This is a genomic window from Streptomyces sp. NA02950, assembly GCF_013364155.1.
In the GTDB taxonomy this organism is placed as follows: Bacteria; Actinomycetota; Actinomycetes; order Streptomycetales; family Streptomycetaceae; genus Streptomyces.
Map to the genome: position 1 here is coordinate 8,100,903 of NZ_CP054916.1, position 17,048 is coordinate 8,117,950.

Consider the following 17,048-nt stretch of genomic DNA (forward strand, 5'->3'; position numbering starts at 1 on the left):
CGGAAATGGCAGAGAACACCGATCAGCAGGAGAAGGTCGCCCGCTATCTCAAGAAGATGGCCAGTGACCTCAACCAGGCTCGTGCGCAGCTCCGTGAGTACGAGTCCCGCGACGGGGAGCCCCTTGCGATCGTCGGCATGAGCTGCCGGTACCCGGGCGGGGTGACCTCGCCGGAGGAGCTGTGGGAGCTGGTGGCCACCGGCAGCGACGCCATCGGCCCGTTCCCCACCGACCGCGGTTGGGACCTGGAGCGGCTCTACAACCCGGACCCGGACCAGCTGGGCACCGTGTACGCGAGGGAGGGCGGGTTCGTCGACGGCGCCGCCGAGTTCGACGCCGACTTCTTCGGGATCAGCCCGCGCGAGGCGACCGCCATGGACCCGCAGCAGCGCCTGCTGCTGGAGGCGTCGTGGGAGGCGCTGGAGGACGCGGGCATCGACCCGAACCATCTGCGCGGCAGCAACACCGGTGTGTTCTGCGGCGTCGGCCCGTCCGACTACGCGTCCATGCCCGCCGGAGCCCTGCCCCAGATCGAGGGTTTCCGTCTGACCGGTTCCACCACCAGCGTGGTGTCCGGCCGTATCGCCTACAGCCTCGGTCTCGAGGGTCCGGCCGTGTCCGTGGACACCGCCTGTTCCGCCTCCGCCGTCGCCCTGCACCTCGCCGTCACCGCGCTGCGGGGCGGTGAATGCTCGCTGGCGCTCGCCGGTGGTGTCACCGTGCTGGCCGGACCGTTCCTGCACATGGAGTTCAGCCGTCAGCGCGGCCTGGCTCCCGACGGTCGGTGCAAGGCGTACTCGGCGTCGGCGGACGGGACCGGGTTCTCCGACGGGCTCGGCCTGGTGGTGCTGGAGCGGCTGTCCGACGCCAAGCGCAACGGCCGGCGCATCCTGGGTCTGATCCGGGGCAGCGCGGTGAACCAGGACGGTGCCAGCAACGGGCTGACGGCACCGAACGGTCCGTCGCAGGAGCGGGTGATCCGGCGGGCCCTCGAGAACGCCGGGCTGGGTCCGTCCGATGTGGACGCCGTTGAGGGCCACGGCACGGGCACCGTTCTCGGTGACCCGATCGAGGCGCAGGCGCTGCTCGCGACGTACGGCAGGGAGCGCGACGGGGACCCGCTGTGGCTGGGGTCGATCAAGTCGAACATCGGCCACACCTCGACCGCGGCCGGTGTGGCCGGTGTGATCAAGATGGTCATGGCGATGCGCCACGGCGTGCTGCCACCGACCCTCCACGCCGAAGAGCCGTCGCCGCATGTGGACTGGGAGTCCGGTGAGGTGCGGCTGCTGACCGAGGCTCGGCGGTGGCAGGTTGAGGGCCGTCCTCGCCGTGCCGGTGTCTCCTCGTTCGGCGTGAGCGGCACCAACGCGCACATCATCGTGGAGGAGGCGCCCGCGGACGAGCCGTCCGAGGACGCTCCGGTCGAGGTGGTACGTCCCGCCGGATCCGTGCCGGTTGTTCTGTCCGCCCGCAACGACGCGGCGCTACGGGCCCAGGCGGAGCGGCTGCGGGAGCGTGTGGCCGCCGATCCGGACGTGTCCGTCGCGGACATCGGCCTCTCGGCGGCGACAACTCGGGCGCTGCTGGACCGGCGTGCCGTGGTGGTGGCCGCGGACCGGGACGAGTTGCTGGCGCGGCTGGCCGAGGTCACGGCCGGTGAGTCGGCTGTTGCGGGGAAGTCGGCGTTCTTGTTCACGGGGCAGGGTTCGCAGCGTTCGGGGATGGGCCTGGAGCTGGCTGAGGCGTTCCCGGTGTTCGACCAGGCGCTGAGCGAGGTGTGTGCGGAGCTGGATCCGCGGCTGGGCCGTTCGGTGCGGGAGTTGCTGGGCGCCGAGGGTGATGTGCTGAACTCCACGGAGTTCACGCAGGTGGTGTTGTTCGCGGTCGAGGTGGCGCTGTTCCGGCTGGCGGATTCCCTCGGGATTCGTCCGGATTACCTGATCGGGCATTCGGTCGGGGAGATCGCTGCCGCGCATGTGTCGGGTGTGCTGTCGTTGGCGGATGCGGCGGAACTGGTGGTGGCGCGTGGTCGGTTGATGGGTGCGCTGCCCACTGGTGGCGCGATGGTCGCCGTTCAGGCCACCGAGGCAGAAATCGCCGAGTCCCTGGCCGGGTTCGAGGGCCGGTTGGAGATCGCCGCGGTCAACGGCCCGCAGGCCATCGTGGTCTCAGGTGACGAGGACGCGGCGGAGGAGTGGCTGCCGCGGTGGGAAGGGCGCAAGACCACTCGTCTTCGGGTGTCGCATGCGTTCCACTCGCCGCGTATGGAGCCGATGCTCGCCGAGTTCCGTGCCGTCGCGGAGCGCCTGACATGCGCCGAACCCCGCATCCCCGTCGTCTCGAATGTGTCCGGTGAGCTGGTGTCCGGGTTCGACGCGGAGTACTGGGTGCGCCATGTCCGTCAGGCCGTCCGTTTCGCCGATGGTGTGCGCACGCTGTGGGGTCTGGGTGTCCGGCGGTTCCTGGAGCTGGGGCCGGACGCGGTGCTGACCGCGATGGCCCGGCAGTGTGTCGAGGACGACACCGAGGCCGCGTTCATCCCCACCCTGCGCGCCAGGCACACCGAGCGCGAGACCTTCACCGGATTCCTCGGCCGTGTCCACACCACCGGTGTCGAGGTGGACTGGCACGCCTTCTACGCGGGCACCGGCGCGCGCCGCGTCGACCTGCCCGCCTACGCCTTCCAGCGCGAGCGGTACTGGCTCACCCCGGGCACCGCTCCGGGGGACGTCTCCGCCACCGGGCTCATCGCCGTCGACCACCCCGTTCTGGCCGGTCGGGCGCTCATCGGTGACCGTGACGAATGGCTCTTCACGGGCCGTATCTCCACCGAAAGCCAGCCGTGGACACGTGACCACGTCGTCATGGGCGCCATCGTCGTGCCCGGTGTGGCGCTGGTCGAAATGAGCCTGGCCGCAGGGCGCGAAGTTGGCTGCGATGTGCTCGACGAGCTGGTCATCGAGGCCCCGTTGGCCCTGGAGGAGACGGCGGCGCGCCAGATCCAGATCATCGTCGGTCACGCCGAGGAGGACGGTCGTCGCGAGTTCGTCATCTTCTCGCGTCCCGAGAGCGACGACGCGGACGAGCAGCGCGAGGCGACCTGCCACGGCCGCGGCTGGCTGGGGCCGGACCCCGAGGCCGTGCCCGCATGGGACATCGCATGGCCGCCCCAGGACGCCGAGCCCCTCTCCTCGGAGGCGCTCTACACCCGCATGGCCGACATCGGCTACGACTACGGCGCCTTGTTCCAGGGCGTGGTGGAGGCGTGGCAGGACGACGATGCCGTGTACGTCGAGCTGGCCCTGCCGGACGACACCGACGCGCAGGGCTTCGGCATCCACCCGGGACTCTTCGACTCCGCGGTGCAGAGCTCGCTCTTCGGCGAGAAGCCGGACGACACCCTCGTCATGCCGTTCTCGTGGAACGGCGTCCAGCTCAGCCGGACCGGCGTGGCGCGCGCCCGTGCCCGGCTCACCCCCGCGGGCGAGGCCGCGTTCCGCATCGACATCGTCGACGAGTACGACGAGCCGGTGCTCAGCATGGACAAGCTGGTGTTCCGTCCGGTCGACCGGGCCCAGCTGAAGCGGGCCGCCGGGACACAGGGTTCGCTTTACCAGCTGGACTGGGCCCCGGTCACGGTCGCCACCGGCCGGTCCGCCCGGGTCGCGGTGCTCGGTGGGCTCCCCGCCGAGGGCGAGCCGTTCGAGGACCTGCCCACGCTGGAGCGGACCGTGGCGGGCGGCGACCCGGCCCCCGAGCTGGTGCTCGCGGTCGTCGACACCCCGGAGGCCACGGCGGCCGCGGTCGACGCGCTGGCCCTGGTTCAGCGGTGGCTCGCCAGTGAGTGCCTGGGCGAAGCGAAGCTGGTGGTGGTGACCCGGCGTGCGGTCGCCGTCGACGGCGAGGCCCCCGATGTCGCCCAGGCGGCGGTGTGGGGTCTGCTGCGCAGCGCCCAGTCCGAGCACCCGGGCCGGTTCCTGCTGGTCGACCTCGACACCGACACCGTGATCGACGGGTTGCGATGGGGCGGGTTGCCGGACCTGGACGAGCCGCAGTTGGCGGTGCGGGGCGGCCGGGTGCTGGCGCCTCGGCTGGCCCGTGCGTCCGCCGGTGAGTCGGTGACCGCGTTCGACCCCGAGGGCACCGTGGTGGTCACCGGTGGTACGGGCGGACTGGGCGCGGTGTTCGCCCGCCACCTCGCCACCGAGCACGGGATGCGCCATGTGCTGCTGCTCAGCAGGCGTGGCCTGGAGGCCGACGGCGCCGCCGCGTTGGTGGCGGAGCTGGCGGGCCTGGGGTGCGAGGCGCGGGTCGCCGCGTGTGATGTGGCCGACCGGGAGCAGCTGGCCGCCGCGCTCGGCTCGGTGGAGCGTCCGGTGACCGGGGTGGTGCACGCGGCCGGTGTGCTCGATGACGGTGTGATCGAGTCTCTGTCGCCGGAGCAGATCGAGCGGGTGATGCGGCCGAAGGTCGAAGCCGCGTGGCATCTGCACGAGCTGACCGCCGACGCCGACGTGTCCGCCTTCGTGCTGTTCTCCTCGGTGGCCGCGCTCATCGGCAGCCCCGGTCAGGCGAACTACGCGGCGGCGAACGCGGCTCTGGACGCGCTGGCCGCGTGCCGCCGGGCCGTGGGGCTGCCCGCCACCTCCCTGGCGTGGGGTCCGTGGTCGGACAGCGCGGGCATGGCGGCGCGACTGGGCCAGGCCGAACGGGCCCGTCTGGAGCGGATGGGAGCCAGGGCGCTGACGCCCGAGCAGGGTCTCGGTCTGTTCGACCAGGCGCTGACCTCGGACGCGGCGCTGCTGGCACCGGTCCAGCTGGACACGGCGGTGCTGCGCGCCCAGGCCAGGGCCGGGGCGATCCCGGCCGTGCTGCGCGGGCTCGCCCCCGCCGCTCGGCGCGCGGAGGCCGGTGGTTCCCTCGCCCGGCGCCTCGCGGGCGTACCGGAGGCGGACCGCGAGCGGGTCGCGCTCGACCTGGTGCTGGCCCAGGTGGCGGATGTGCTCGGCCATGCCTCGGCCACGTCCATCGATCCCGGCCGCGCGTTCAACGAGCTCGGCTTCGACTCCCTGAGCGCCGTCGAACTGCGCAACCGGCTCACCCAGTCCACCGGGGTGCGCCTGCCCGCCACCCTGGTGTTCGACCACCCGACCCCCGTGGCGGTGGCGCGTCTGCTGGTGTCCCAGATCACGGTGGACTCCGCGGGCGTTCGCACACGTGCGGCGCGGCCGCGGCGCGTCGACGCCGGAGAACCCCTGGCGATCGTCGGCATGAGCTGCCGCTTCCCCGGCGGGGTGTCCTCGCCGGAGGAGCTGTGGGAGCTGGTGGCATCCGGCCGCGACGGGATGGGGCCGTTCCCGGCCGACCGCGGCTGGGACCTGGAGCGGCTCTACGACCCGGACCCCGACCAGGTCGGGGCGGTGTACACGCGAGCCGGTGGATTTGTCGACCGCATCGGCGAGTTCGACGCGGACTTCTTCGGGATCAGCCCGCGCGAGGCGCTGGCGACGGACCCGCAGCAGCGCCTGCTGCTGGAGTCGTCGTGGGAGGCGTTCGAGGACGCGGGCATCGACCCGACCTCGCTGCGGGGCAGCAACACCGGTGTCTTCTGCGGCACCGTCGCCTCGGGGTACCACGCGACGATGGCTCCCGAACTGGAGGGCTACCACCTCACCGGTACCACGATGAGCGTGGTGTCCGGCAGGATCGCGTACACCCTGGGCCTGGAGGGCCCGGCGGTGTCCGTGGACACGGCCTGCTCCTCCTCCGCCGTCGCCCTGCACCTGGCGTCCCAGGCACTGCGCGCGGGCGAGTGCGAGATGGCTCTCGTCGGCGGCATCTCGCTCATGGCCACACCGGACCTGCTCATCGGCTTCAGCCGTCAGCGCGGCCTGGCTCCCGACGGTCGGTGCAAGGCGTACGCGGCGTCGGCGGACGGGACCGGGTTCTCCGACGGCGTGGGTGTTGTGGTGGTGGAGCGGCTGTCCGACGCCCAGCGCAACGGACGGCACATCCTCGGTCTGATCCGGGGCAGCGCGGTGAACCAGGACGGTGCGAGCAACGGTCTGACCGCGCCGAATGGTCCCTCCCAGGAGCGGGTGATCCGTCAGGCCCTGGCCAGCGCCGGGCTGAGCCCGGTCGAGGTCGACGCTGTCGAGGGTCACGGCACCGGGACGAAGCTGGGTGACCCGATCGAGGCGCAGGCGCTGCTGGCCACGTACGGCCAGGATCGCCAAGGGGATCCGCTGTGGTTGGGGTCGATCAAGTCGAACATCGGCCACACGTCCGCCGCGGCCGGGGTGGCGGGTGTGATCAAGATGGTGATGGCGATGCGGCACGGAGTGCTGCCGCCGACCCTCCACGTCGATGAGCCGTCCCCGCATGTGGACTGGGAGTCCGGTGAGGTGCGGCTGCTGACCGAGGCCCGGGAGTGGCAGGTCGACGGCCGGCCGCGCCGCGCGGGTATCTCGTCGTTCGGGGTCAGCGGCACCAACGCGCACATCATCGTGGAGGAGGCCCCGGCCGCGGAGCCGGTGGCGGACGAGCGGACCGCGCCCGCGGCTCCGATGCCGGTCGTGGTGTCCGCGCGCACCGATGTGGCACTGCGGGCTCAGGCGCGGCGGTTGAGCGAGCGCGTGGCCGCCGATCCGGACGTGTCCGTCGAGGACATCGGCTTCTCCTCGGCCACCACCCGCGCGTCGCTGGAGCGGCGGGCGGCCGTGGTGGCCGCGGACCGCGGCGACCTGCTGGCGGGTCTGGAGGCACTGGCCTCGGCGAACCCAGCGGTGAACGTGGTGGACGGCCAGGTCGTCGCCTCGGACGCCAAGCCGGTGTTCGTGTTCCCCGGGCAGGGAGCGCAGTGGGAGGGCATGGCGGTCGAGCTGCTGGACACCTCGCCGGTGTTCGCCGCTGAGATCGCCGCATGCGGTGAGGCGTTGGCGGAGTTCGTGGACTGGCGCCTGGAGGACGTGCTGCGCGGTGCGCCGGGCGCGCCGTCGATGGAACGCGTCGATGTGGTCCAGCCGGCGCTGTTCGCGGTGATGGTGGGCCTGGCGGCGCTGTGGCGCTCCTACGGTGTCGAGCCGTCCGCCGTGGTGGGCCACTCGCAGGGCGAGATCGCCGCCGCCTATGTGGCCGGTGGGCTGTCGCTGCCCGACGCGATCCGGATCGTGGCGGTGCGCAGCCGGCTGGTGCGTGACCGCCTCGCGGGTCTCGGCGGCATGATGTCCGTCGCGCTTCCGGTGGAGCGGGTCGCAGAGCTGATCGCCCCGTACGAGGGCCGGGTGTCGGTGGCGGCGATGAACGGCCCGGCGGCCGTCGTTGTCGCCGGAGATCCCGAGGCCCTGGACGCCGTGATGGCGGTGTGCGAACGGGAGGAGATCCGGGCCCGCCGGGTCAATGTCGACTACGCGTCGCACACCGCGCACGTCGAGGCGCTGGAAGCGGAGCTTCTGGAGGCTCTGGCATCCGTGGTGCCGACGGCGGGCAGGGTGCCCGTGTACTCCACGGCGGTCGGCGCGTTCGTCGACACCGCGACGATGGACGCCGGGTACTGGTACACCAGCCTGCGCAGCCCGGTCGGGTTCGAGCCCGCCATCAGCGCGCTCATCGACAACGGCACCGGCTGCTTCCTGGAGATGTCCCCGCACCCCGTGCTCACGATGGCGGTCGAGGAGACCGTCGAGGCGCGGGAAGCGGCGGGCCGGGTGGCCGTGGTCGGCTCGCTGCGCCGGGACGAGGGCGGCCTCGCCCGATTCTGGCTGTCGCTGGGTCAGGCACACATCGCCGGTGTCGGTGTGGACTGGGACGCGGTGTACGCCGGAACGGGCGCACGGCGCGTGCGTCTGCCCACCTACGCGTTCCAGCGCGAGAACTTCTGGCTGATGCCGTCGGCGCAGGCCGGTGATGTCGCGGCGGCCGGTCTCGACCAGGTCGAACACCCCGTCCTGGCGGCGGCCGTGCAGGTCGGCGACCGCGACGAGTGGGTGTTCACCGGGCGCTTCTCCGCCGAATCGCAGCCGTGGGTGCGCGATCACGTCGTCCTGGGTGTGGTGATCGTGCCCGGTACGGCGTGGGTGGACCTGGCGCTGGCCGCCGGCCGCCGCGTGGGTGCGCCGGTGGTCGACGAGCTGGTGATGGAGTCGCCGCTGCTGCTGGAGGAAGGCGCGACCGCGCAGCTGCGGGTCACCGTCGGTACGGCCGGTGAGGACGGCCGCCGTGAGGTGATGATCTTCGCTCGGTCCGGAGCCGGGGACGATGCCGAGATGACCTGCCATGCCCGTGGCTGGCTGGCCGCGGAGGACGCGGCGGCGGTGTCGTCGTGGCTTCCGGCACAGTGGCCGCCCGCGGACGGTGTGGAGATGTCGGGCGAGGCGCTGTACGCCGGGATGGCCGAGCTCGGATTCGACTACGGGCCGGTGTTCCAGGGCGTGCGCACGGCATGGCGCGTCGACGACGTGGTGTTCGCCGAGGTGGCGCTGCCGGGTGACACCGGCGGTGAGGGTTTCGGTCTTCATCCGGCGCTGTTCGACGCGTCGCTGCACGGTGCGTTCGCCGAGAAGGGTTCGGACGGCGGGGCGACGATCCTGCCGTTCTCGTGGTCGAAGGTGTCCGGCGGACGTTCGGACCTCTCCCGGGTCCGGGTACGGATCTCGCCCGCGGGCGACACGGCCCTGCGCGTGGACGTGGTGTCCGAGCACGGTGAGCCGGTGCTGACGCTGGAGCGGCTGGATATGCGTGCGGTCGAACCGGCTCAGCTGGAGCGGCTGCGCCGCGGTGGCGGACGGTCGGTGTACCAGCTCGACTGGACTCCGGTCACCCTCGGTACGAGCCGGCCCGCGCGGGTCGCGGTGCTGGACAAACTGGCCGCGCTGGAGCAGGCGGTGGCCGACGGTGGCCCCGTGCCGGAGCTGGTGCTGACCACGGTCGACACCCCGGACGGGGACGTGGCCGGGGCGGCCCGGGAAGCCACCGCCCAGGCGCTGACCCTGGTGCAGCGGTGGCTCGCCAGTGAGTGGCTGGGCGAGGCCCGGCTCGTTGTCACGACCCGTGGTGCCGTCGCCGTCGGCGGCGAGACCCCCGACATGGCCCAGGCCGCGGTCTGGGGTCTGCTGCGCAGCGCCCAGTCCGAGCACCCGGACCGGTTCCTCCTGGTCGACCTCGACGGTGACGAGCCCGACTGGGGCGCGGTGCTCGACGCGGACGAACCGCAGCTCGCGTTCCGCGACGGCCGGGTGCTGGCGCCCAGGCTGTCGCGCGCCTCCGCCGGTGAGTCGGTGACCGCGTTCGACCCCGAGGGCACCGTGGTGATCACCGGTGGTACGGGTGGTCTGGGTGCGCTGTTCGCCCGCCACCTCGCCACCACCCGTGGCGTCCGCCATCTGCTGCTGCTCAGCCGCCGGGGCCTGGAGGCCGACGGCGCCACCGCGTTGGTGGCGGAGCTGGAGACCCTGGGGTGCCGCGCACACGTCGCCGCGTGCGATGTGTCCGACCGGGAGCAGCTGGCCGCCGTGCTCGGCTCCCTGGAGCACCCGCTGACCGCGGTGGTGCACACGGCGGGTGTGCTCGACGACGGTGTGGTCGAGGCGCTGACGCCCGAACAGCTCGAGCGGGTCATGCGGCCGAAGGTGGACGCGGCATGGCATCTGCACCAGCTGACCGCCGACGCCGACCTGTCGGCGTTCGTCCTGTTCTCCTCGGTGTCCGCGCTCATCGGCAGCCCGGGGCAGGGCAACTACGCGGCGGCCAACGCGACCCTGGACGCGCTGGCCGCGTCCCGCCGGGCCGCGGGGCTGCCCGCCACCTCGCTGGCGTGGGGTCTGTGGTCGGACGCGGGCATGGCGGCCCGGCTGGGCGAGGCCGAGTTCGCCCGTCTGGAGCGCATGGGCATCAGCGCGCTCACAGCCGAGACCGGCCCCGCGCTGTTCGACCAGTCGCTGGACGTGGACGCCGCCGTGGTGGCTCCGGTCCTGCTGGAGACCGCCGCGCTGCGCGCCCAGGCTCGGGCCGGGATGCTGCCGCCGCTGCTGCGGGGGCTGGTCCGGATCCCCGCCCGGGCGGTCGACGCGAGTGCGGGTGCGCTGGTGCAGCGGCTGGCCGGGGTACCGGAGGCGGACCGGGCGAGGACCGTGCTCGAGCTGGTGCAGGCCCAGGTGGCGTCCGTACTCGGCCACGCCTCGGCCGCGTCCATCGAACCCGAGCGGGCGTTCAAGGAGATCGGCTTCGACTCGCTGAGCGCGGTGGAGCTGCGTAACCGGCTCACCCAGGCCACCGGTGTGCGGCTGCCCGCCACGCTCGTGTTCGACCACCCCACCCCGGCCGCGGTCGCTGACCTGGTGCTGTCGGAGGTCGGCGGCGGGGAGCGGGCCGAGCCCCTCATCGACCAGGAGATGAGGAAGCTCGAGGACATGCTCGCCGCGAGCTCCGCGGACGAGCAGCAACGCATGGCCAAGCGCCTGCGCACCTTGCTGTCCGGCATCAGTGCCGCTGCCAACGCCGGTACGGGCGATGGCGATCAGGGCGACAAGAAGCAGCACGCCAGGGAGCGGATCGAGGCGGCCACCACGGCTGAGGAGATCTTCCAGATGATCGATGTGGAGTTGGGCGACGCGTGACGGGGGACACAGGAATGACGGAGAACATCGATCAGCAGGAAAAGCTCGTCCGCTACCTCAAGAAAGTCGCGGTCGAACTCAACGAGACCCGGGCACAGCTCGAAGAGGTCGAGTCCCGGGCCACCGAACCGCTGGCGATCATCGGCATGAGCTGCCGCTACCCCGGCGGGGTGTCCTCGCCGGACGAGCTGTGGGAGCTGGTCGCATCGGGGCGTGACGCCATCACCGGACTGCCCACCGACCGCGGTTGGGACCTGGAGCGGCTCTACGACCCCGACCCCGACCAGACCGGGAAGGTCTACGCCCGGGGCGGCGGCTTCGTCGAGCGCATCGGCAAGTTCGACGCGGAGTTCTTCGGTATCAGCCCGCGCGAGGCGATGGCCATGGACCCGCAGCAGCGCCTGCTGCTGGAGGCGTCGTGGGAGGCGTTCGAGGACGCCCGCATCGACGCCACCTCGCTGCGCGGCAGCGACACCGGTGTCTACTGCGGCCTCAGCGTCACCGACTACGGCATGGGACCGGAGAAGAGCGTCGCCCAGGTGGAGGGCTTCCAGCTCACCGGTGGCGCGGCCAGCGTCTCGTCCGGCCGGATCTCCTACCTGTTCGGCCTGGAGGGTCCGGCGGTGTCGGTGGACACGGCCTGCTCCTCCTCCGCCGTGGCACTGCACATGGCAACACAGGCCCTGCGGGCAGGTGAGTGCTCGTTGGCCCTCGCCGGTGGTGTGACCCTCATGCCCACGCCGTTCATGCTGCGGGAGTTCAGCCGTCAGCGCGGTCTGTCGACGGACGGACGGTGCCGCGCGTACGCGGCGTCGGCGGACGGGACCGGGTTCTCCGACGGTCTGGGCCTGGTGGTGCTGGAGCGGCTGTCCGACGCCCGGCGCAACGGGCGGCGGATCCTCGGGCTCATCCGCGGCACCGCGCTCAACCAGGACGGCGCCAGCAACGGGTTGACGGCGCCGAACGGACCGTCGCAGGAGCGCGTCATCCGTCAGGCGCTGGCCGGAGCCGGGCTGCGGCCGTCCGATGTGGACGCGGTCGACGGCCATGGGACGGGGACGAAGCTGGGTGATCCGATCGAGGCGCAGGCGCTGCTGGCGACGTACGGCCGGGATCGGGACGGGGATCCGCTGTGGCTGGGGTCGATCAAGTCGAACATCGGTCATACGTCGGCCGCGGCTTGTGTGGCGGGTGTGATCAAGATGGTGATGGCGATGCGGCACGGGGTACTGCCGCCGACCCTGCACGTGGATGAGCCGTCGCCGCATGTGGACTGGGAGTCCGGTGAGGTGCGGCTGCTGACCGAGGCTCAGAAGTGGCCGGGCAACGGGCGTCCGCGTCGTGCGGGTGTGTCGTCGTTCGGTGTGAGTGGTACCAACGCGCACATCATCGTGGAGGAGGCTCCGGTCGAGGAGCCGGTGGCGGACGAGCGGACCGTGCCCGCGGTTCCGATGCCGGTCGTGGTGTCCGGGCGGACGGATGAGGCGTTGCGGGCGCAGGTGGAACGGTTGCGTTCGTATCTGGTGTCGCGGTCTGAGGTGTCTTTTGTGGACACGGCGTACTCGCTGGTGACCACGCGGGCGCTGCTGGACCGCCGGGCGGTGGTGGTGGCCGGTGATCGGGATGAGCTGCTGGCACGGCTGGCCGAGGTCTCGATGGAGTCCGGTGTCACGGGTACGTCGGCGTTCTTGTTCACGGGGCAGGGTTCGCAGCGTTCGGGGATGGGCCTGGAGCTGGCTGAGGCGTTCCCGGTGTTCGACCAGGCGCTGAGCGAGGTGTGCGCCGAACTCGATCCGCGGCTGGGCCGTTCGGTGCGGGAGTTGCTGGGCGCGGATGCCGGGGTGCTGAACTCCACGGAGTTCACGCAGGTGGTGTTGTTCGCGGTCGAGGTGGCGCTGTTCCGGCTGGCGGATTCCCTCGGGGTTCGTCCGGATTACCTGATCGGGCATTCGGTCGGGGAGATCGCTGCCGCGCATGTGTCGGGTGTGCTGTCGTTGGCGGATGCGGCGGAACTGGTGGTGGCGCGTGGCCGGTTGATGGGTGCGCTGCCCACTGGTGGCGCGATGGTCGCCGTTCAGGCCACCGAGGCAGAAATCGCCGAGTCGCTGGCCGGGTTCGAGGGCCGGTTGGAGATCGCCGCGGTCAACGGCCCGCAGGCCATCGTGGTCTCAGGTGATGAGGACGCGGCGGAGGAGTGGCTGCCGCGGTGGGAGGGGCGCAAGACGACTCGTCTTCGGGTGTCGCATGCGTTCCATTCGCCGCGTATGGAGCCGATGCTCGCCGAGTTCCGTGCCGTCGCGGAGCGCCTGACATACGCCGAACCCCGTATCCCCGTCGTCTCGAATGTGTCCGGTGAGCTGGTGTCCGGGTTCGACGCGGAGTACTGGGTGCGCCATGTCCGTCAGGCCGTCCGCTTCGCCGACGGTGTGCGCACGCTGTGGGACCTCGGTGTCCGGCGGTTCCTGGAGCTGGGGCCGGACGCGGTGCTGACCGCGATGGCCCGGCAGTGTGTCGAGGACGACACCGAGGCCGCGTTCATCCCCGCCCTGCGCGCCCAGCACACCGAGCGCGAGACCTTCGCCGGATTCCTCGGCCGCGCCCACACCGCGGGTGTGGAGGTGGACTGGCACGCCTTCTACGCGGGCACCGGCGCGCGCCGCGTCGACCTGCCCACCTACGCCTTCCAGCGCGAGAACCACTGGTTGATGCCGTCGGCACAGGCCGGTGATGTCGCGGCGGCGGGTCTCGACCGGGTGGAGCACCCCGTCCTCGCCGCGGCCGTTCAGATGGGCGACCGCGACGAGTGGGTGTTCACCGGGCGTCTCTCCGCCGAGTCGCAGCCGTGGGTGCGGGACCATGTCGTGCTGGGCGTGGTGATCGTGCCCGGTACGGCGTGGGTGGAGCAGGCGTCGATCGCCGGTCGCCGTGTGGGCACGCCGGTGGTGGACGAACTCGTGATGGAGTCACCCCTCCTGCTGGAGGAGGATTCCGCGGCGCAACTGCGGGTCACGGTCGGCCCGGCCGGCGAGGACGGCCGCCGCGAGGTGGCGATCTTCGCCCGCCCGGAGGCCGGAGACGGTGAGCGGGATGAGATGACCTGCCACGCGCGTGGCTGGCTGGCCGCGGAGGACACCGCACCGGTGTCGTCGTGGGTGCCGGGTGTGTGGCCACCGGCCGGTGGCGTGGAGATGAGCGCGGACGCGCTGTACGCGGGGATGGCCGAGCTCGGGTTCGACTACGGGCCGGCGTTCCAGGGCGTGCGTGCGGCGTGGCAGGTCGACGGCGACTCCTACGCCGAAGTCGCCCTGCCCGGCGACACCGGCGGCGAGAGTTTCGGTATCCACCCGGCGCTCTTCGACGCCGCCCTGCACTCGGGCCTGCTCCAGGACGAAGGGCCGAGGGACACGGCCTTCCTGCCCTTCTCCTGGTCCGGGGTGCGCACCGGGCGAAGCGGGCTGTCCCGGGTGCGGGTCCGGATGCGCCGGGTGGACGACACCGCCTTCGGCCTCGACGTCGTCAGCGAGCAGGGCGAGCCGGTACTGAGCCTGGCCCGGCTGGACATGCGGCCGGTCGACCCGGCCCAGCTGGAGCGGCTGCGGCACGGCGGCCGGCAGTCGGTCCACCAGCTGGGCTGGGCCCCGGTCGCGGTCGGTGCGGGGCAGCCCGTCCGGGTGGGGGTGCTCGGCGGACTGGCCGCCACGGGTGAGCGGTTCGCTGACCTGGCCGCGCTGGAGACGGCCCTCGCCGACGGCGGCCCGGCGCCGCGGCTGGTGCTGGCCACCGTCGACACCCCGGACGGCGACGTGGCCGGGGCCGCCCGGACCGCCGCCGCCGAGGCACTGACCCTGGTGCGGCGGTGGCTGGCCAGTGAATGGCTGGGTGAGGCACGGCTGGTCGTGGTGACCCGGCGGGCGGTCGCCGTCGACGGCGAGACGCCGGACATCGCCCAGGCCGCGGTCTGGGGTCTGCTGCGCAGCGCCCAGTCCGAGCACCCCGACCGGTTCGTCCTGGTCGACCTCGACGGCGACGAGCCGGACTGGAGTGCGCTGGCAGAAGGGGACGAGCCACAGGTCGCCGTGCGCGGGGAGCGGGTGTTCGCGCCGCGGCTGAGCGCGGCCCCCGCCTCCGCCGACGACACATGGCAGCTGTCCGCCACGCGCAAGGGCTCCCTCGAGGACGTGGAGATCGTGTCCTCCGGCGCCCGTCGCCCGCTCGCCGCCGACGAGGTGCGGATCGGGGTCCGCGCGGCCGGGGTGAACTTCCGCGACGTACTGATCGCCCTCGGGGTGTACCCCGACGATGTGCCCCTGGGTGCCGAGGCGGCCGGTGTGGTGCTGGAAGTGGGCCCCGACGTCACCGAGTTCACACCCGGTGACCGCGTCTTCGGCATCGTGATGGAGTCCTTCGGCCCGGTGGCCGTCGCCCACCGGGCCCTGGTCGCAACGATGCCGGACGAGTGGTCCTTCACCCAGGCGGCATCCGTACCGGTGGCCTACACGACCGCCTACTACGGTCTGGTGGACCTGGCCGGACTGCGCGCGGGGGAGCGGGTGCTGGTGCACGCCGCCGCCGGTGGCGTGGGCACGGCCGCCGTGCAGATCGCGCGGCACCTCGGCGCGGAGGTCTTCGCCACGGCCAGTCCGGCCAAGCAGGACGTCGTGCGGGCCTCGGGTGTCGCGGGCGACCACATCGCCACCTCGCGGGACACCGGATTCCGGGACGCCCTCCTGGACGTCACCGGGGGCGCCGGGGTGGATGTGGTGCTGAACTCCCTCGCGGGTGAGTTCGTCGACGCCTCGCTGGACCTGCTGCCGCGCGGCGGCCGGTTCGTGGAAATGGGCAAGGCCGACATCCGCGACGCGGAGGCGATCGCGACGGAGCGCGCGGGTGTCGCGTACCGCGCGTTCGACCTGTGGGAGGCGGGGCCGCAGCGGCTGGGCGAGCTGCTGTCCGAGATCGTGGCCCTCTTCCGGCAGGGGGTGCTCGCGTTCGCGCCGATCCGCACCTGGGACGTCCGGCAGGGCCGTGAGGCGCTGCGCCATCTGCGGGAGGGGCTCAACGTCGGCAAGGTCGTGCTCACCGTTCCGGCGCCCCTGGGCCCGGAGGGCACGGTGGTGGTCACCGGTGGCACGGGTGGTCTGGGCGCGGTGTTCGCCCGCCATCTCGCCGCCACCCACGGCGTGCGCGACCTGCTGCTGCTCAGCCGCCGGGGCCTGGAGGCCGACGGCGCCGCCGCGTTGGTGGCGGAGCTGGCGGATCTGGGGTGCCGCGCGCGGGTCGTCGCGTGCGATGTGTCCGACCGGAAGCAACTGGCCGCCGCGCTCGGCTCGGTGGAGCGTCCGGTCACCGCCGTGGTGCACGCGGCCGGTGTGCTGGACGACGGGGTGGTCGAGTCCCTGTCGTCCGAACAGCTCGAGCGGGTCATGCGGCCGAAGGTGGACGCGGCATGGCATCTGCACGAACTGACCGCCGACGCGGACCTCTCGGCGTTCGTGCTGTTCTCGTCGGTGGCGTCACTGATGGGCAGCCCCGGCCAGGCCAACTACGCGGCGGCCAACGCGACCCTGGACGCGCTGGCCGCGTCCCGCCGCGCTGCCGGGCTGCCCGCCACCTCCCTGGCCTGGGGCCTGTGGTCGGAAGCCGCGGGCATGGCCGCGGGCCTCGACGAGGCCGAACTCGCCCGTCTGGAGCGGATGGGCATGAGTGCCCTCACGGCGGAGACCGGTCTCGCGCTGTTCGACCAGTCGCTGGGTGTGGACGCCGCCGTGGTGGCTCCGGTGCGGCTGGAAACGGCCGCGCTGCGCGCCCAGGCCCGGGCCGGGATGCTGCCGCCGCTGCTGCGGGGGCTGGTCCGGACCCCGGCCCGGGTGGTCGAGGCGGGCGCGGCGGCGCTGGCTCAGCGGCTGGCCGGGGTGCCGGAGGCGGACCGGGAGCGCATCGTGCTCGAACTGGTGCGGACTCAGGTGGCGTCCGTCCTCGGACACGCCTCGGCCGCGTCCGTCGACCCCGAGCGGGCCTTCAAGGACCTGGGTTTCGACTCCCTCAGCGCCGTCGAACTGCGCAACCGGCTCACCCAGGCCACCGGTGTGCGGCTGCCCGCCACCGTGGTGTTCGACCACCCCAGCCCGGCGGCCATCGCCCGCCACCTGCTGCCGGAGATCGTGCCGGACTCCGCCGCCACACCGCGGTCCGAGGAGGACGAGATCCGCGCGCTGCTCGTGTCGATCCCCATCGACCGGCTGCGCCGGGCCGGGCTGCTCGGCACCCTGCGCGAACTGGCCGACAGCGACCCGCCGGAGGCGGTCGGCGAGGAAGGGGACACCGCGTCGTTCGAGGACATGGACGCGGAAGCCCTGATCCGGATGGCTCAGGAGGACCTCGCATGACCCCGGCCGAGAACGCCGTCGCCGCAATGAGCTCGGAGATGAAGGA

Annotated in this window: 2 protein-coding genes; both read left to right on the forward strand. The window is 72.5% G+C overall.

Going from position 1 to position 17,048, the window contains the following annotated elements:
- Positions 1 to 5 precede the first annotated feature (5 nt).
- Positions 6 to 10,616: a type I polyketide synthase gene (locus tag HUT19_RS44085; RefSeq protein WP_176184442.1), complete on the forward strand. Its 10,611-nt coding sequence runs from the start codon at positions 6 to 8 to the stop codon at positions 10,614 to 10,616.
- 14 nt (positions 10,617 to 10,630) lie between these two features.
- Positions 10,631 to 17,002, forward strand: coding sequence for a type I polyketide synthase (locus HUT19_RS43550; RefSeq protein WP_254885950.1), 6,372 nt, complete (start codon positions 10,631 to 10,633; stop codon positions 17,000 to 17,002).
- Positions 17,003 to 17,048 lie beyond the last annotated feature (46 nt).